Source organism: Pedococcus sp. P5_B7, assembly GCF_054049895.1.
Genome location: NZ_JBFULM010000007.1, coordinates 150,463 through 168,378, shown reverse-complemented (window position 1 = coordinate 168,378; position 17,916 = coordinate 150,463). Strand labels below are relative to the sequence as shown.

Genomic DNA, 17,916 nt, shown 5'->3' with positions numbered 1-17,916 from the left:
GCCTGGTGAAGCAGTCGTCTGGGCGAGGAGCTCAGCGCAGACCGAGCAGCCGTCGCACGACGGTGTCCGTGAGCAGCCGGCCCTGCCTCGTCAGCACCACCCGCTGACGACGCAGGGCCGCTGTCGCGTCCACCAGGCCGTCGGCGATCAGGCCCGCGACAGCGACCCGCCCCTCGTCGCGCAGGTCACCGATCGGGAGCCCGTCGACCAGTCGCACGGCCAACAGGACGCGCTCGTCATAGCGCTGCTCGCCGGTGAGGGTCTCGCGGCCGTGTGCGGGGCTGAGTCCCTCGCCGACTCGGGAGGCGTAGGCGTTGGGGTGCTTGACGTTCCACCACCGCACTCCCCCGACGTGGCTGTGCGCTCCGGGGCCGATGCCCCACCAGTTGCCGTCGGCCCAGTAGCCCTCGTTGTGGCGGCAGCGGGCGTCGTCGCGCAGCGCCCAGTTGCTGACCTCGTACCAGCCGTAGCCGGCCGACGCGAGGTGCTCGTCGGCGATCTCGTACTTGGCCGCCTCGTCGTCGTCCTCGGGCGCGGGCACCTGGCCGCGTCGCACCTGGGCGGCGAGCTTGGTGCCGTCCTCGACGACCAGCGCGTAGGCCGAGACGTGGTCGGGCGCGAGGGAGGTGGCGGCGTCGAGGCTGGTGCGCCAGTCGTCCAGCGACTCACCCGGGGTGCCGTAGATGAGGTCGAGGCTGACCTGCAGCCCAGCCGCCCGCGCGGCCTGCACCGCGCGCTCGACGTTGGCCGGGTCGTGGGTGCGTTCGAGCGTGCGGAGCACGTGGGGCACGGCCGACTGCATGCCCAGCGACACCCTCGTGAAGCCGGCCGCGGCGAGCACCTCGAGCCCTTCGGGCGTCACCGAGTCGGGGTTGGCCTCGGTGGTCACCTCGGCGTCCGGAGCCAGCCCGAACCCCGCGCGGATGCCGTGCAGCATCCGGGCCAGGTCGCCGGCGGCGAGCATCGTGGGGGTGCCCCCACCGACGAACACGGTGTCGACCCGGGGGGCGTCACCCAGGACCGCCTCGGCCAGGGACAGCTCGGCCAGGGCGGCATCGGCGAAGGTCGCCACGCTCGCGCCGTCGACCCCCAGCTCGGTCAGCGTGTAGGTGTTGAAGTCGCAGTAGCCGCAGCGCACCGAGCAGAACGGGACGTGCAGGTAGATGCCGAACTGGTGGTGTCCGAGAGTCGCGAGTGACGCGTGCGGCAACCGGCCGTCGGACGGTGCCGGGTCACCATCGGGCAGGGCGCTGGGCATGGCTCCATCCTCGCAGGCGACCGCCCGTGGCCCTGACACGGCGTGTCTCGGCGACACGCCGGAATGGGGTGAAACTGGACCGAGAAACTTGGGGAAACTCTCGCGAAACCCCTTGTGGCGCGGGGGTTGCTCGACTAGAAATACGCCTACGCAATCGCTTCGGCGAGAGCGTCGATCAGGACCTCGGTCTTGATCGTCGAGGGCCTCGGAAACTCATACTTTCCGAGGCCCTCACCTATTGGTCCAGCTCCCCACGTAGGGTCGAGCGGTGACCACTCCCCGCTGGATCGAGCTCGACGGCGTCGTCAACATGCGCGATGTCGGTGGGCTGCCGACGACCGACGGTGGCGTCGTGGCCACCGGCCGCCTGCTCCGGTCCGACAACCTGCAGGACCTCAGCGAGTCTGACGTCGAGGCGCTCGAACAGCTGGGGGTCACCGACGTCGTCGACCTGCGCAGCCATGCGGAGCTGACGCTGGAGGGCCCGGGCCCCCTCCGGGCCCGTGACCTCACGCACCACCACCACTCGCTGTTCCGCGACGACGTCCGCGCGGTCACGGCGCAGGAGGCCCTGGCCCTGCCCTGGTCGACGAAGGACCAGGAGAAGGCCGACGCCCAGCCCCGCCTCGACGACGACTACTGGGCGAGCCACTACCTGGGCTACCTCACCCACCGGCCCGACTCCGTGAGCGCCGCCCTGGCGGTGGTCGCGCGCAGCCGCGGGGCGACGATCGTGCACTGTGCCGCAGGCAAGGACCGCACCGGCACGGTGGTCGGCCTCGCCCTCTCGGTGGCTGGGGTGAGCGATGACGACGTGGTCGCCGACTACGTCGCGACCGGCGAGCGCATCGAGCTCGTCATGGCCCGGCTGATGGCCCGTCCCGCGTACGGCGAGGCGCTCCAGGACCAGCCGGTCGACCACCACCGCCCCCGGCCCGAGACCATGCGACGGATCCTGGAGGTGCTGGCCGAACGCCACGACGGCGCGGCCGGGTGGCTGCGTGCCCAGGGATGGTCGCAGGACGAGGTCAGCGCGCTGCGGGCCAGCCTGCGCGGCTGAGCCGGCCACCCGGCATACCGGCGCCTGTGCGGCGGAGCAGCACGGTCAGCGGGCCGGCTTGTCGGTCACCCAGAGGCGGATGGTGCCCTGTACCACCGCGGTTCCGTCGTCCCGGGTCCCCTTGACCCGCACCGGGATCTCGACGTCGCCGGCGCGCGCCCAGTCGGCCGGGTCGGTCTCGGCGACGCAGGTGATGTCGCTCGTCGCCTTGGCGGTGTACTCGACCTCCATGCCCTTCGGGATCCACCGACGGGTGCTCGGGATCGTCGCCTCGGCGAGCGCACCCATCGCGGCCTCGAGCCCGTTGCAGATCGCGATGACGTGGACCGTGCCGAGGTGGTTCTGCACCCGGCGACGCTTCTTGATCGTCAGCTCGGCGCGGTGGGGACCAAGCTCGACGAACCGCGGACGCGCCGTGCGGAAGTAGGGCGCTGCCTGCTCGAAGACGAGCGAGAACAGCCGCTTGCCCTGCGGGTATGCCGCGAGGCGCCGGTACAGGGCGTAGGTGTCAGTCATGGACCTGACATTACCCGTCGGTAACGTCAGTGGGCAGGCCCCCTACTTCTTGGTGACCGCGTCGTTCGACAGCGCGGCGATGAAGGCCTCTGGCGGCACCTCGACGCTGCCGATATTCTTCATCCGCTTCTTGCCCGCCTTCTGCTTCTCGAGCAGCTTGCGCTTGCGGCTGATGTCACCGCCGTAGCACTTCGCGAGGACGTCCTTGCGGATCGCCCGGATGTTCTCGCGGGCGATGATGCGTGAGCCGATGGCAGCCTGGATCGGCACCTCGAACTGCTGGCGCGGGATGAGGTCCTTGAGCTTCCCGGCCATCATCACGCCGTAGGCATAGGCCTTGTCCTTGTGGACGATCGAGCTGAACGCGTCGACCGTCTCGCCCTGCAGCATGATGTCGACCTTGACGAGGTCGGCCACCTGGTCGCCGTCGGGCTCGTAGTCGAGCGAGGCGTAGCCGCGGGTGCGCGACTTGAGCTGGTCGAAGAAGTCGAAGACGATCTCGGCGAGCGGCAGCGTGTAGCGCATCTCGACGCGCTCCTCGGAGAGGTAGTCCATCCCGCGCAGCGTGCCGCGCTTCTGCTGGCACAGCTCCATGATCGCGCCGATGAACTCGCTCGGCGCGAGCACGGTGGCGCGCACGATCGGCTCGGTGACCGAGCTGACCTTGCCGTAGGGGAACTCGCTCGGGTTGGTGACCGTGAGCACCTTGCCGTCGTCCATCGTCACGTCGTAGACGACGTTGGGCAGTGTCGAGATGAGGTCGAGGTCGAACTCGCGCTCGAGCCGCTCACGCACGATCTCGAGGTGCAGCATGCCGAGGAAGCCGATCCGGAAGCCGAAGCCCAGCGCCGCGGAGGTCTCGGGCTCGTAGACCAGGGCAGCGTCGTTGAGCTTGAGCTTGTCGAGGGCGTCGCGCAGGTCGGGGTAGTCCGACCCGTCGATCGGGTAGAGGCCGGAGAAGACCATCGGCTTGGGGTCGCGGTAGCCCCCGAGCGCTTCCTTGGCCGGCTTCGCCGCGTTGGTGACGGTGTCGCCGACCTTGGACTGGCGCACGTCCTTCACACCGGTGATGAGGTAGCCCACCTCCCCGACGCCCAGGCCCTTGGCCGGAGTGGGCTCGGGCGAGCTGACCCCGATCTCGAGCAGCTCGTGGGTGGCCTTGGTCGACATCATCGCGATCTTCTCGCGGGGGTTCAGGTTGCCGTCGATGACGCGGACGTAGGTCACGACCCCGCGGTAGGTGTCGTAGACCGAGTCGAAGATCATCGCGCGGGCGGGCGCGTCGGGGTCACCGGTCGGCGGAGGCAGCTGCGTGACGATCTGGTTGAGCAGCGGCTCGACGCCGACGCCGGTCTTGCCCGAGACCCGCAGGCAGTCCTCGGGCTCGCAGCCGATCAGGCCGGCCAGCTCCTCGGCGAACTTCTCCGGCTGCGCAGCGGGCAGGTCGATCTTGTTGAGCACGGGGATGATCGCGAGGTCGTTCTCCATCGCGAGGTAGAGGTTCGCCAGGGTCTGCGCCTCGATCCCCTGCGCCGCGTCGACGAGCAGCACCGCACCCTCGCAGGCGGCCAGCGACCGCGACACCTCGTAGGTGAAGTCGACGTGGCCCGGGGTGTCGATCATGTTGAGCGCGTAGGTCGTGCCGTCCAGCTCCCACGGCATGCGCACGGCCTGGCTCTTGATGGTGATGCCGCGCTCGCGCTCGATGTCCATCTTGTCGAGGTACTGGGCGCGCATGTCACGGCCGTCGACGACACCGGTGATCTGGAGCATGCGGTCGGCCAGCGTCGACTTGCCGTGGTCGATGTGGGCGATGATGCAGAAGTTCCGGATCAGGTCCGGCGGCGTTGCGTGCGGCTGCAGCGCGGTGCGGGCCATCGGGGACACGGGTGCTTCAAACCTCACGAGCGTCGGGGAAGAACGGAACGGCCCATCCTCCCATGCGACCGAGGGTGTCAGTGACGCAGCACGGCGCAGGAGGCGTCAAACGGGTCGGCGCCGGGCGGGTTCGTAGGGCTAGACGGGCTGCGCCTGCGGCGGGGTGCGCCGCGTCGAGCGCTGCAGGAGCGCCGACCAGACCGCGATGCCGATCCCCGCGACGCCAGGATGCCCCCGACGCGCGAGGGCCACTCGTAGCCGAGCCCGGCGGAGAGCACGATCGACCCGAGCCAGGCGCCGAGCGCGTTGGCGATGTTGAGGGTCGAGTGGTTGAGCGCGGCCGCGAGCGCCTGCCCCTCGTGGGCCACGTCCATCAGACGCGTCTGGAGCATCGGGACGAGGATGCTCGGCAGCAGGCCGAGCACGAAAACGGCGATCAGGCCGGACCACTTCGCGGCGTGCACGGCCGGGCCGAAGAGGAAGAGCATCACCGCGATCGCGCCCAGGAGGACAGTGATCCCCCGGAGCAGGCCGAGGCGGGAGGCCGGCCCGGAGAGGAGGGCTCCGACCGTCATCCCCACCCCGTACAGCGCGAGGATGAACGGGATCGTGGCCCGGCCGAACCCACCGAGCTCGGTCATCGTCGGGGAGATGTAGGAGAACGTGGAGAACATCCCGCCGAAGCCCACGGTGCCGATCCCCAGGGCCAGCCAGACCTGCGGTCGCTTGAGGGCGGACAGCTCCGACCGCATGGTCACCCCGCCGTCGGGCGGGCAGAACGGCACCCAGCGCCACACGGCGAGGACGGTCAGCAGCGCGATCACTCCCACGGCGGCATACGGCCACTGCCACCCGTAGGCCTGGCCGATCCGCGTGGTGACCGGCACGCCGACGATGTTGGCGACCGTGAGGCCGGTGATCATCATGGAGACGGCCCAGGTGCGCCAGTGTGCCGGCACCAACGACGCCGCCACGAGGCTGCCGACGCCGAAGTAGGCGCCGTGCGGCAGGCCCGACAGGAAGCGCGCCGCCATGAGCAGCCCGTAGCTGTTCGCGAACGCGGACAGCACGTTGGCCACGGCGAAGGCGCCCATCAGCCAGAGGAGCAGGCGCTTGCGCGGCATCTTGGAGCCCAGGGTGGCGAGCACCGGGGCGCCGACGACGACCCCCGCTGCGTAGGCGGAGACCACGTGACCGGCGGTCGGGATGTCGATGCCCACACCCTCCGCGACCTCGGGCAGCAGGCCCATCGTCACGAACTCGGTGGTGCCGATCGCGAAGCCTCCGACGGCCAGGGCCAGCAGCGCGAGGTTGACGTGCGTCGGGCGCACGACGGCGTCGACGCCGAGCTCGCGGGAGGGGTCGGCGAGGGCGTCGGTCACGCGGGTGCAACGACGGGGCGCGCCCGGGACATTCCCGATCAGGGAGGGCCTTTAGAGTCGGACCGACCACCGACAGCTCGAGGGGACCATGTCCGAACCCATCCAGTACGCCTCGCCGCCCGAGACGCCGCTTGGGACACCGCCCAGCACGCCCAGCGCGCCGCCTGGCTACCGCAAGCAGATGCGGTCGCACCTGCGGCACCCCCTGGAGAACCTCTGCCTCGTGGTGGTGATCCTCGGGTCGTTCCTCGTGTGGACGATCTCGACCTACGAGGTCGTGTCGGCGATCATCGACCGACGCCAGCCCGACCCGTATGCCGTGTTCTTCCTGGCCGCGCCGGTGCTCATCTACTTCCTCCGTGGCCAGCTGTATGCCGGGCTGCGGCTGTCCGGAGTGAAGATCTCCCCCACGCAGTACCCCGAGGCGCACCAGATGCTCCTCGACGCCTGCGCCCACTACGGCCTGCCCAAGGTGCCGGACGCCTACGTGGTCCTCGGCAACGGGATGATCAACGCCGCAGCCTCCGGACACGGGTTCCGGCGGTTCATCTTCGTCTACAGCGACCTATTCGAGATCGGCGGCCAGGCCCGCAACCCTGACGCGCTGCGGTTCATCCTCGGCCACGAGGTCGGCCACATCGCGGCCGGCCACACCAGCTACTGGCGGGTCCTGGCGATCAGCGGCGCCCAGTGGATCCCCTTCGTCGGGTCGACCCTGAGCCGCAGCCAGGAGTACACCGCCGACAACTTCGGCTACTCCCTCGTCCCGCACGGCAGCGCCGGGGCCATGTCGACGCTCGCCGCGGGCAAGTACCTCAACCGGACCGTCGACGTGAACGCGCTGGCCGACCGGGCCACCACCGAGAAGGGCTTCTTCGTCTGGGTCGTCAACGCCCTCGCCTCCCACCCCGTGCTGGTTTGGCGCTCGCACGCCCTGCGTGACCGTCGACGCCCCGGCCGCCTGCTGTGGCGGCCGAGGGTCCGCCCGTGACGACGGAGCTCGACTACCGCCACACCTCCACCCGGCCGGCCTTCGCCGACCTACCGGCCTTTCCCGCCCCGGCGGCCACGCCACGCCGCTAGCGTTGCCGACATGGGGGACACGACACGTTCGGCGGTCGCGCAGACCACCTGGCTGCGACGGCTCGTCAGATGGCTGACCGGGGCCTATCCGGGCGACTACACCGGCGTTCCCGAGATGGAGTACTCCCCGGTCGCCGACGGGCGGCCCGACCCCGGCGAGGTGGTCTGGACCTGGGTGCCGTTCGAGGACGACCATCGCCAGGGCAAGGACCGTCCGGTGCTGCTCATCGGGCGCGATGGTCGCTGGCTGCTCGGGGTCATGCTGACCACCAAGCTGCGGGCCGGCACTGACCCTCGGAGACGGACAGCGCCCGACCGGGTCTCCATCGGCGTCGGCGCGTGGGATCGCCAGCGGCGGCCCAGCGAGGTGCGCGTCGACCGCATCATCCGGGTCAAGCCCAGCCGGATCCGGCGGGAGGGCGCGGCCATCGACGCGGCGCGCTTCGCCGCCGTGGCCGATGGCGTGCGCCGCAACGCCTGAAGGCACCGGCTGGGAGCCGTCCTTCGCGAGTCGCCGCGGCAGGCTTGGGCCGCCCCGCCCTCTTCCTTGAGCTCCGCTCGGGCCAGTCGCCTTGTCAGACCCGGGCCGTAGACTCGAACGCATGTTCGAATCATCCGTCATTGCCGAGCCGCTCCGCGCGGAGCTGGTTCGACTGCGTGTGGACGGTCGGCGCCGTTCGGTGGCGGAGCTGGTCGCCCTCGTGCAGCAGTGCCAGTCGATCGCGAACCAGACCGCCGCCCTGCAGGTGCTGGCCATGACCCACCTCGCCGCGATCGAGGACGTCGAGCTCGAGGACGGCACGGTGGTCGAACAGCACCGCGGCCTGGGGCACCAGCGACTCGACGCACCCGCCCTGGTCAGCGACCAGCTCGGCCTCAGCGACGCGGCCGCGACCAGTCGGATGACCAGTGCCGTAGAGATCGTGATCCGAGCGCCCGTCGTTCACGAGGCGATGGCCTCCGGTCGCTTGGACGCCTACCGCGCCGGGGTCGTCTGCGAGGAGCTGCGCGACGCGGACCCGGAGGTGTGCCGCGAGGTCACCACCAGGATCGAAGGAACCCTGGGCACGGAACCGCCCGCCGCCCTGCGCCGCCGCGTGCGGCGCGTGCTGGGAGCCGTCGACGCCGACCTGGTGCGGGCCAAGGCGGCCCGGGCCCGGGCTGCGCGGAGCCTTCGTCGGTGGCCCGGTGACGAGCCCGGGGTCGACACGTGGATGGGGAGCTTCCCGGTGGAGCAGGCCCGCAGCGGTTGGGCAGTCATCGACGGGTTGGCACGGCAGTACGTCCGCGATGGCCGCGCGAGCGGGGTCGACGAGGCCCGGGCCGACGCGCTGATGGACCTGATCCACTCCCGTGCCAAGGGCACCTTCGTGGTCCAGCTGGCCGTGCCCGCTGATCGACGGGCGTCGCACCAGTCAAGTGCGCCCCAGACCGGCCGCACCACCGCCCCGCCCGAGCCGGTGACTGGCCCGGTCACAGGGCCTGGTGAGGATGACGGGCTGGTGACCGTGATGGGGCTCGGGATGCCCGGCGAAACCGTGGTTCGCAGCGCGTGGCTTCGCTCCCTCCCCGACTGCTCCGGCGGCCCTGACGGCTCCGGCGGCCCTGACAACTCCGTCGGCCCTGACAACTCCAACGGCCCTGACGCTTCCGGGCCAGCCGTAGTCGCCTGCCATGCCGACACGGGCGCGCTGCTCGCCACCGCCAGGCGTCCCGGTGACGACCCCCGCGTCGACCGCCGGAGGGGGCGATCGACCGAGTCGCAGGCGTACCGGCCGCCGCCTGCACTCGTCGAGCTGGTCAAAACCCGCGACGGACGATGCCGGTTCCCGGGGTGCACCGTCAGCGCCGTGTTCTGCGACCTCGACCACGTCAGACCGTGGCCGTCCGGTCCGACCGAGGCGGGCAACCTCATGTGCCTGTGCCGCCGTCACCACCGGATCAAGCAGACCGTGGGATGGCGAGTGGGCATCGATCCCGACGCCACCGTCACGTGGACCGACCCGTCCGGGCGCAGGCGCACCACCCTGCCGATCGACTTCCTCCAGCTCGACAGGACCAGACAGCACCGAGACCCGTCTGAGGAGCGTCAGGCGTCCGTCGATCCGTCGTGCCCCACCGAGCTGTCTCGTTCCGACGGCCGGGACGGCAGCCCGTCTTCAGTCCGGACGCCATCACCTGCGACGCGCCGAAGGGAGCAACAACCCTCCGACGAGGTCGGCGTGCTCTGGTCTGCGTGGGAGGACGAGCTCAGTCACGACCTGGCCCGGGCCGAACGCAACCGACGGCGAAGACCTCGCCCGACCTTGCGGCTGAGCCGCCTGTTCCTCCACGGCCCGCCTGCGTCTCGGCACGAGGGTCCGCGCAGCCGATCGGAGCGGGCCGGCGCCGACGGGCTGCCGCCGTTCTGACGGAGACGTTCCGACTAGCGTGAATGGCATGGCCTCTCTGCGTTCGCGACTGACCCAGCTCTGGCGAAGGGGTGCCCCGGCCGCCCCGCCACCGGTGGAGGCACCGAGAACCCGGCAGCCCCAGCCCCAGCCCCAGCCGCAGCCCGGCTCGCAGGCGCAGGTTCGGTCGACCTACCCGGGCGACTTCACCGGGACCCCCGACCTGGCGTACGCGCCCACGCCCGACGGTCAACCCGATCCCGGCGAGATCGTGTGGACCTGGGTGCCGTTCGAGGAGGACCATCGTCAGGGCAAGGACCGGCCGGTGCTGCTGGTGGGACGCGACGACCGGTGGTTGCTGGCCCTGATGCTCACCAGCAAGGACCACGACCGCGACCACGCCCAGGAGGCGCGGCACGGTAGGCACTGGCAGGACATCGGGTCGGGGGCCTGGGACAGCAAGGGCCGCGCGAGCGAGGTGCGGGTCGACCGCATCCTGCGCGTGGACCCTGCGGCAGTGCGGAGAGAGGGTGCTGTCCTCGACCGCGACCGGTTCGACGAAGTGGCCGCGGCAGTCCGCGCGGCGACCTGAGCCACGGCGAACGCGAAGGGCCGGTCACCCCGAGGGGCGACCGGCCCTTGCTGCCGTGGAGGCGACTCGCGTCAGAGCGAGGCGGCCTTCTTCGCCATGGCCGACTTCTTGTTGGCGGCCTGGTTGGCGTGGATGACGCCCTTGCCAGCGGCCTTGTCGAGCTTCTTGCTGGCGGTCGCGAGGGCATCCTTCGCCGCCGCTGCGTCGCCGGCGTCGACGGCCTTCTGGAACTTGCGGATCCAGGTCTTGAGCTCGCTCTTGACGGCCTTGTTGCGCTCGGTCGCCGTACGGTTCGTCTTGATCCGCTTGAGCTGGGACTTGATGTTTGCCACAGGTGTGTCTCTCTTGGTTGGTCGGTGGTTGCCGTTAGAGGGCGGCAGAAGCCTCTCGGGACCAGGCGTGGGGCACCTGTGGTTGAGTGGCTCTGGATGAAGCTGCATGCGCGCACGACCATGCGCGCACGCGACGGGTAAATCTACCAGCGAGTGGGCCACTCCCCCAAAACGTCACCGGCGGGCGTCACCGGCGGGCGTCACCGGCGGGCGTCACCGACCGGTGCGGGCCCGGGTGATCGTGAGCACGGCACGTTCGACGGCGTAGACCGGGTCGCGGCCACCACCCTTGACCTCGAAGTCGGCGTGGGCGACCGCCTGGATCGCCTCGGCCAGGCCCTCCGGACCCCATCCGGACAGACCGCGCCGCGCCTTGTCGACCTGCCACGGCGCCATGCCGAGGTCGCGGGCCACCTCGGCCGACCGACCGCGCCCCGCCGCGCCGACCTTGACCAGCTGGCGCAGCTGCTGGGCGAGCACCGCCACGATGGGCACGGGGTCGACCCCGGTGGCGATGGCGTGCCGCAGCAGGCGCAGCGCGTCACCCGCATTCCCGGCCACCGCGGCGTCGGCCACCTTGAAGCCCGTCGCCTCGACCTTGCCCCCGTGGTACTTGGCCACGAGCTCCTCGTCGATCGTGCCGGTCGTGTCGGCGACGAGCTGCTGGCAGGCCGCAGCGAGCTCGCGCACGTCCTTGCCGACCGCCTCGATGAGCGCACGCACGGCGTCGGGGGTGGCCCGGCGACCCGCCGCCCGGAACTCGTGCGCGGCGAAGTCGGTCTTGTCGCGGTCGGACTTGATGGCCGGGGCCTCGAGGACCCGGGCCTGGGACTTCTTGAGGGTGTCGAGCACCTTCTTGCCACGCTGCCCCGACTTGTGGGTGACGACCAGGGTGACGTCGGGCTCGGGCGCCGCGAGGAAGGCCAGCAGGTCTTCCTGCAGCTCGTCGGGAGCCTCGTCGAGGTCGGCGACGACGATGCACTTCGCTCCCCCGAACAGCGACGGGCTCGCGTGCATGCCGAGCGCGCCGGCCTCGTAGGTCTCGGCGGCGAGCCGGATCACCTCGACGTCGGGGTCGACCACCCGCAGGTCGTCAATGGTTGCGCTCAAGGCCCGGTCGGCGATGACGGCCTCGGGCCCCGAGATCAGCACGAGGGGCGGGACGGTGCGCGTCGCAGTGGCGGTCACGGGCCCAGCCTCCCACGACGGACCGACACCATCGGGAGCGCCGGGGTCACCCGCCGGGGCAGTACGCGTCGCCAGCGGACAGGTCCGGGTGGATCGGTCCCTCCCGGTCCGCCACCGACCCGGCTGCGGTCCGCCCGGCCCGGACCGCGATGACCTCGGCCAGGATCGCCACGGCGATCTCGCCCGGCGCGTTGGCGCCGATGTCGAGCCCGATCGGCGCGTGCACCGTCGCGAGCGCCTCCTCGGTGACGCCGTTCTCCAGCAGCCAGGCCCGCCGCCGCGCCTGGGTGCTGCGCGAACCCATCCCCCCGATGTATGCCGTGCCAGCGTCCAGCCCCGCACGGATCGCCGGGCCGTCCACCCCTTCGTGGTGGCTGGTCACCACGAGGGCGTCGACACCTTCGGGAACGCCGGGGTCGTCCGTCGAGGCCGTCACCGTCCAGCCGAGCGGGGACGCCAGCGTCAGCAGGGCCTCGGCCACCGGCCCGTCACCGACGACGTGGAGCGTGCACGTGTCCGTCATCGCGCCAGTATCGCTCACGGACCGACTGCGTCACTCGAACGACAGCGTCACTCGAACGACAGCGTCACTCGAACGACAGCGTGGCCGCCCCGGACGCCTCCAGGCCGAGGCCCTTGAGCCGGGCAGCGACCACGTCGGCGGGCAGCTCCAGGCTCTCCGCCAGCTCGTCGACCGAGAGCCCCAGCTCCAGCCCGTCGCGCAGCTCCTCGTCCGACTCGGCCGTCCAGGCATGACCGGCCGTCACGGCGGTGCGGGCCGACTCGGCGGGCGGGGGCGCGTCGGCCACCGGCCGCGGGTGCTCGGCCGCGTCCAAGGATCCAGTGATCCCCCGCAACGCCGGCTCGTGCACCTCGACCGGCGGAGCCGCCGTCTCGTCGAGCCGCTTCAGGGCGGCGAGCACGCGCTCGCGATCGGTCGTCGGCCAGAACGGGGGCAGCGAACGCTGGAGGAACCCGGCATACCTCGCGGTCATCATGCGGGAGTCGAGGAAGGCGACCACGCCCCGGTCGTCGGCCCGGCGGATCAGCCGCCCCGCGCCCTGGGACAGCCGCAGCGCGGCGTGGGTGGCGGAGACAGCCATGAAGCCGTTCCCGCCCATCCGGGCGATGGCCTGCGAGCGCGCCGACGACAACGGGTCGTCGGGTCGTGGGAAGGGGATCCGGTCGATGATCACGAGCTGGCACGCCGAGCCCGGCACGTCCACGCCCTGCCACAGCGTCAGGGTGCCGAAGAGGCAGGTGCGGGGGTCGCGCGCGAACTGGCGCACGAGCGTCGTGATCTGGTCCTCGCCCTGGCAGAGGAAGCCGATGTCGCCGTCGAACCGCTCGCGCATGGCCTCGGTGGCCTCCTTGGCCGCCCGCATGGAGGAGAACAGTCCGAGGGTGCGGCCACCCGCTGCCCGCACGAGCGCCTCGATCTCGTCGAGGGTCTGCTCGCTGAGGCCGTCGCGGCCGGGTGCGGGCAGGTGCTGGGCGACGTAGGCGATGGCCTGTTGGGGGTAGTCGAACGGGCTGCCCACGTCGAGCCCACGCCACTCCGGAGCTCCCTCGCCGCGCAGCCCCATCGTGCCGGCCACGGCGTCGAACGTGCCACCGAGCTCGAGCGTCGCCGACGTCATGACGACCGTGCGGTCACCGAAGATCTTGTCGCGCAACAACATCGCCACGCTCATGGGCGCGACTCGCAACACCGAACCGCGGCGCTGGTCGCGGCTGACCCACACGACGTCGAGGTCGCGCTGCTCCAGGATGCGTGACGAGTTCTCGAACATCTCGTCGATGGCGGCCTGGGCCACCTTGCGGGCGCCGTCGGGCTCGACGCCCTTCTCGGGCTTGAGCTCCGACTGCACCTGCCGCGTCGTGTCCCTCACCCGGGCGAGTGCCAGGGACAGCGCGTCGGGTATGCCGTTGAGCTTGCCCTCGGGGAGCTCGTCGAGGACGCCCTGGAGGAAGACCGAGGCGTCGTCGACGGCGTCGGTGGACTCGGCGATGCGCGCAGCCCGCTTGGCTGCCGCCGCGACCATCGAGGGGGTGATCTCGTCGGTGATGGTGGAGGTCACCCGGTCGACCAGCTCGTGCGCCTCGTCGACGACGAGCAGGTCGTGCTCGGGCAGCATCTGCCGGCCCTCGAACGAGTCGATCGCCATGAACGAGTGGTTGGTGACGATGACGTCGCAGTCCTTGGCGGCCTCCCGGGTGCGCTCGACGAAGCAGTCGGCGAACGCCGGGCACTTGCTCCCCATGCACTCGTGGGCGCTGACGGACACCTGCCGCCAGGCCCGTTCGCTCACGCCCGGCACGAGCTCGTCGCGGTCGCCCGACTCCGTGGTCTCGGCCCACTCCCGCAGGCGCACGACCTCCTGGCCGAGCCGGGACGCGGCCCGGTCGACCTCGCCGACCTCGAACAGCCCGTCCTCGTCGTCAGGGAACCCACCCTCGAGCTTGTGGGCGCACAGGTAGTTGCGCCGCCCCTTGACCAGGCCGTACGTCGGCCGCTTCCCGAGCAGCGGGGCGATGGACTCGGCCAGCCGCGGCATGTCACGGTCGACGATCTGGGCCTGCAGCGCCAGGGTCGCGGTCGCGACGACGGCCGGCTTGCCCGTCTTCTGGGCGTGCATGACGGCCGGGATCAGGTAGGCCAGGGACTTACCGGTGCCGGTGCCCGCCTGCACCAGCAGGTGCTCGTCGGTGGCCACGGCATCCTCGACCGCGTGGGCCATCTCGACCTGGCCCGGTCGCTCGACTCCCCCGACTCCCTGGACGGCGGCGTGCAACAAGTCGTCGAGTGAAGCCATTGGGTCAGCGTATGCCGTGGCTCGGGTTCCTCGGGCCAGCGTCCCCAGCGTGCCGCGAACGGCCGTGACCCCGGCGCTCCGAGGAGCGCCGGGGTCACTGGTGGGGGCCGTGTCGTGTCACCTCTCATGCACCCACGTTGGGGCCGGGACCCCGTTCCCGGTCAGGTTGTCGCACGCGACGAACTGGGTGCCCACCCGCTCCGGCGTGCAGAAGTGCGAGGAGGTGGCCTGCGACGGCTGGTCGATCTGGCCCGCGTCCTGCCGAGCGGCGGCGGGCAGCGCGCTCAGGGCGACGACGACGGTCGCAGCGGCGATGACGCCCCAGGCGCGGCTGTTGCGTCGGGTCGAGGTGACGGTGCTCTGGCTTGCGTTCACGGTGTGCTCCTGGTGCTTCGAGAGGTGATCCCTGCTGACACCTCCACGGTCCGGCCGACGGCACCTGAGCCACATCGGGAGCACCCCCTGAGAAACAGCCCTCGACCCCCTCAATATCGGCTGTCGCCCGAGGTCCGGCGGCGACACACTGGAAGACGTGTCACCACCGGACTCGGCACCTGACGACGTCTTCGTCGGCCGAGCCGAGGCGCTCGACGAGCTCGCCTCGGCCATTGCCTCGGCGCGCGCCGGCCAGGGCCGAGCCGTCCTGGTCCTGGGTGACGCCGGAGTGGGCAAGACCCGGCTTGCCCAGCACGCGTGCTCACTGGCCTCGGACTTCCTGGTGCTGAGCGGCGCCTGCCTCGCGATGACCTCGGTGACCGTCCCCTTGCTCCCCCTGCGCGCGGCGGTGGCCACCGTTCCCCCCGGCGAGCGCCCGACGATGACCGGGGTGGACAGTGCACGGACGGCCGAGGACTTCGACGCCTGGCTGGAGCGCCGATGTGCCGAACGCCCGGTTGCCCTGGTGGTCGACGACCTGCAATGGGCCGACCCGGGCACCCTCGACGTCCTCATGTGGGTCCTGGCAGGGCTGACCCCTCGTCGGCTGGCCCTGCTGATGACCGTGCGGCGCGGAGAGCTGGTGGCCGGCCACCCTTTGCACGGTTGGCTGGCCGACGTGCGGCGCCTGCCCGGCTTCGCCGAGATGTCGTTGGGACCGTTGACCCTCGAGGAGACCCGCGAGCAGCTCCGGGGCGTCCTGGGCGACGTGCCGCACCAGAGCCTGGTCAGAGAGGTCTTCGGACGCACCGGCGGGAACGCGTATCTCAACCGGCTGCTGGTACGAGGGGTTGACCCTGCTGCCACGGTCCTCGGACCCGGGGTTCCCGACGACCTTGCCTCGGCAGTGCTCAGGGCCTGGCACCGCCTGGACCTACCCGCCCGTGAGCTGTCGCGGGTCCTGGCGGTCGGAGGGAGGGTGGCCCGCGGGACGATGCTCGACCACGCCGCGGGCCTGGCCGGGGTGACCGACCTGCGGTCGGCGTTGCGGGAGTGCGTGGAGGCCGACCTCCTGGAGGTCGACACCCAGGGTGGGTACTGGTTCCACCACCCTCTCCAGGCCGAGGCTCTCGAGAGCAGCCTCGACCGGCCCGAGCGGCAACGGCTGCACGCTGCCTTCGCCGCCTCCCTGGAGCTGGAGGTGGAGCTGGGGCTGGCCGACGACGTCCACATCGAGACCCTCAGCCTGATCGCCGAGCACCACCACCGGGCCGGTCAGGTTGCGCAGGCGCACGACTGGGCCCTTCGGGCCGCTGACCAGGCAGCGGCCGCCGGCGCGCCTGAGACCGAGCTGCGCCTGCTGCTGCGCGCACTGGCCGTCCAGAGCGAGCCCCCACCTCCGGCCGCCCTCTGGCAGCGGCTGCGCGAGGTGGCCGCGGCCGCGGGGGACGTGCAGGAGGAGCTGCTGGCCGTCGAAGCGCTGCTGGCCACCCTGCAGCCCACGGGGGACGCCTTGGCGCTGAGCGAGCTCCTGGTCCGTCGGCAGCACCTGCGCTTCTCGACGGGCCAAGGCTTCCTCGACCCCACCGAGCTGGGGCGCGCCGTCGAGCTCGCCGCACCCGAACCCGATTCCTGGCAGTACGCCCTCGCGCTGGCGGAGCTGGCGCACGCGAGCCTGTGGCAGGATGATCCGGCCGCCCCCGAGATCGCCGCCCGCGCCCTGGAACGCGCGAGGGCCTGCGCCCACCCCGAGGCGCTGGCCTACGCCCTGGCCGCGAACTCGATGCTGGCCGTCTTCGAAGACCGTTTCGACGACGCCCGACGGATGGGGGGCGAGGCGGTCGCGGCTGCCGCCGAGGCACGGGACGGATGGGCGTTCGTGCACGCCACCCTCTGGGAAGCCAACGCCGTCGACGGCGCGATCACCCCCGAGTGGCGGGCCATGGTGGGCCGTCGCCGGGTCGAGCTGGCCGCTCTGGGCCTGCCGTCCACCTACGTGGCCTGGCTGGCCGGCAACGAGGCCTTCGGACACCTGCACGCCGGGGACCTCGACACCTCGGCCCGGCTGATCCGGGAAGCCCTCGGCGCGACCCCCAGCGCGCTCGTCGACGTGCAGAGCCGACTCAACGCCGCGTGGCTGGCAGCGTTGCAGGGTCGCATCCACGAGGCAGAGGGGCACCTGGCGCGCGCCGACGAGCTCTTCGCGGACACGTCGACCTTCCTCGCCTTCGAGTTCGACGCCGTGCGGGCCATGGTGCTCCTGTGCGGCGGCCACCTGCGCGAGGCCGTCGACGCTGCGGTGTCCGGGACCGCCCTCCCGGGCGCCCCACCCACCATGTGCGAATGGCTGCTCCCGATCGCCGCGCGAGCCCTGGCCGAGCTGGTGCAGCAGGCCCGCGATGCCGGTCGGGACCCGGCTGCGGAGCTCGCCGAGATCGATGCCCTGACCCGCGCGTTTCCGCACGTCCTGGCCGACAAGGGTGGACTGACGCCCGGCTACCGCAACCAGCTGGACGGTCTGGAGGCGATGTACCAGGGAGAGGTGGCTCGGGCCCGGCGCGACGAGGAGGCTCCCCAACGATGGGTCGAGGCGGCCACCGCCCTCCACGGCGTCCTGGCGTGGGAGGAGTGCTACTCCCTGTGGCGTCGGGCGGAGGCGCAGCTCAGTTCCGGACAGCCCCACCGGGACGCGGCCGCCGACGCGCTCCGGCGCGCCCACGTGATGGCCCGCGAGCTCGGGGTGCGGCCGATCGTGGACGAGCTGGAGGCACTCGCTCGGGGCGCGCGCGTCCCGCTGGCCGAACCGCCAGGCCCCCACGAGCTACTCCACGTCGCGGGCACCGCAGGCCTCACCAGGCGCGAGTCCGAGATCCTCGGCCACATCGTGGCCGGCCGGACGTACGGGGAGATCGCGCGGGAGCTGGTGCTCAGCGAGAAGACGGTGAGCTCGCACGTCAGCCACCTTCTGGGCAAGACCGGTACCGCCAACCGGGTCGACCTCGCCCGCTGGGCGAGCCGGCGCAGCGGCTCCCCCGACGGCGGTTGA

The 17,916-nt window shown here is 71.6% G+C and carries 15 protein-coding genes; 6 read left to right on the top strand and 9 right to left on the bottom strand.

Translation table 11 applies throughout. From position 1 onward, the window contains the following. Window positions 1–31: 31 nt before the first annotated feature. Window positions 32–1,258 (bottom strand): radical SAM family heme chaperone HemW, encoded by a 1,227-nt coding sequence (hemW, locus tag ACXJKD_RS16780; protein ID WP_457255768.1) that lies wholly within the window; start codon window positions 1,256–1,258, stop codon window positions 32–34. A gap of 268 nt (window positions 1,259–1,526) precedes the next feature. Here hemW and ACXJKD_RS16775 point away from each other — a divergent pair, with 268 nt between their 5' ends. Then, window positions 1,527–2,318, top strand: a complete 792-nt coding sequence (locus ACXJKD_RS16775) for a tyrosine-protein phosphatase (protein WP_457255767.1) — start codon at window positions 1,527–1,529, stop codon at window positions 2,316–2,318. A gap of 45 nt (window positions 2,319–2,363) precedes the next feature. On the opposite strand, the gene ACXJKD_RS16770 is transcribed toward ACXJKD_RS16775, so the two are convergent. The 3 genes from ACXJKD_RS16770 to ACXJKD_RS16760 form a co-directional block, all read right to left on the bottom strand. Beyond that, entirely contained in the window at window positions 2,364–2,834 is a 471-nt protein-coding gene (locus ACXJKD_RS16770) for a hotdog fold domain-containing protein (protein ID WP_457255765.1), read from the bottom strand. 42 nt (window positions 2,835–2,876) lie between these two features. After that, window positions 2,877–4,712, bottom strand: a complete 1,836-nt coding sequence (lepA, locus tag ACXJKD_RS16765; RefSeq protein WP_457255883.1) for a translation elongation factor 4 — start codon at window positions 4,710–4,712, stop codon at window positions 2,877–2,879. Window positions 4,713–4,789: 77 nt separating this feature from the next. After that, entirely contained in the window at window positions 4,790–6,094 is a 1,305-nt protein-coding gene (locus ACXJKD_RS16760) for an MFS transporter (RefSeq protein ID WP_457255763.1), read from the bottom strand. Between the two features lie 88 nt (window positions 6,095–6,182). Here ACXJKD_RS16760 and ACXJKD_RS16755 point away from each other — a divergent pair, with 88 nt between their 5' ends. From ACXJKD_RS16755 to ACXJKD_RS16740, 4 genes are all read left to right on the top strand, one after another. Further along, on the top strand, window positions 6,183–7,085 hold the full coding sequence (locus ACXJKD_RS16755) for a M48 family metallopeptidase (protein WP_457255762.1): 903 nt from the start codon (window positions 6,183–6,185) through the stop codon (window positions 7,083–7,085). A gap of 102 nt (window positions 7,086–7,187) precedes the next feature. Beyond that, window positions 7,188–7,658, top strand: a complete 471-nt coding sequence (locus ACXJKD_RS16750; protein ID WP_457255761.1) for a type II toxin-antitoxin system PemK/MazF family toxin — start codon at window positions 7,188–7,190, stop codon at window positions 7,656–7,658. A gap of 121 nt (window positions 7,659–7,779) precedes the next feature. After that, entirely contained in the window at window positions 7,780–9,588 is a 1,809-nt protein-coding gene (locus tag ACXJKD_RS16745; protein ID WP_457255759.1) for an HNH endonuclease signature motif containing protein, read from the top strand. A 28-nt stretch (window positions 9,589–9,616) separates the two neighbouring features. Continuing rightward, complete coding sequence (locus ACXJKD_RS16740) at window positions 9,617–10,159, top strand: type II toxin-antitoxin system PemK/MazF family toxin (RefSeq protein ID WP_457255757.1); 543 nt, start codon at window positions 9,617–9,619, stop codon at window positions 10,157–10,159. A 71-nt stretch (window positions 10,160–10,230) separates the two neighbouring features. Here ACXJKD_RS16740 and rpsT read toward each other — a convergent pair whose 3' ends face one another. From rpsT to ACXJKD_RS16715, 5 genes are all read right to left on the bottom strand, one after another. After that, complete coding sequence (rpsT, locus tag ACXJKD_RS16735) at window positions 10,231–10,491, bottom strand: 30S ribosomal protein S20 (protein WP_056923530.1); 261 nt, start codon at window positions 10,489–10,491, stop codon at window positions 10,231–10,233. A 213-nt stretch (window positions 10,492–10,704) separates the two neighbouring features. Continuing rightward, entirely contained in the window at window positions 10,705–11,679 is a 975-nt protein-coding gene (gene holA / locus ACXJKD_RS16730) for a DNA polymerase III subunit delta (RefSeq protein WP_457255755.1), read from the bottom strand. 46 nt (window positions 11,680–11,725) lie between these two features. Beyond that, the gene (locus ACXJKD_RS16725; protein ID WP_457255754.1) at window positions 11,726–12,202 is read right to left on the bottom strand and encodes an XdhC family protein; all 477 of its coding nucleotides are present in this window, start codon (window positions 12,200–12,202) and stop codon (window positions 11,726–11,728) included. 64 nt (window positions 12,203–12,266) lie between these two features. Further along, window positions 12,267–14,495, bottom strand: a complete 2,229-nt coding sequence (locus tag ACXJKD_RS16720) for an ATP-dependent DNA helicase (protein ID WP_457255752.1) — start codon at window positions 14,493–14,495, stop codon at window positions 12,267–12,269. A 117-nt stretch (window positions 14,496–14,612) separates the two neighbouring features. Next, a complete protein-coding gene (locus ACXJKD_RS16715) occupies window positions 14,613–14,870 on the bottom strand; it encodes a hypothetical protein (protein ID WP_457255750.1) in 258 nt (85 codons plus the stop codon). A 157-nt stretch (window positions 14,871–15,027) separates the two neighbouring features. On the opposite strand from ACXJKD_RS16715, the gene ACXJKD_RS16710 reads away from it, so the two are divergent. Then, complete coding sequence (locus ACXJKD_RS16710; RefSeq protein ID WP_457255749.1) at window positions 15,028–17,916, top strand: helix-turn-helix transcriptional regulator; 2,889 nt, start codon at window positions 15,028–15,030, stop codon at window positions 17,914–17,916.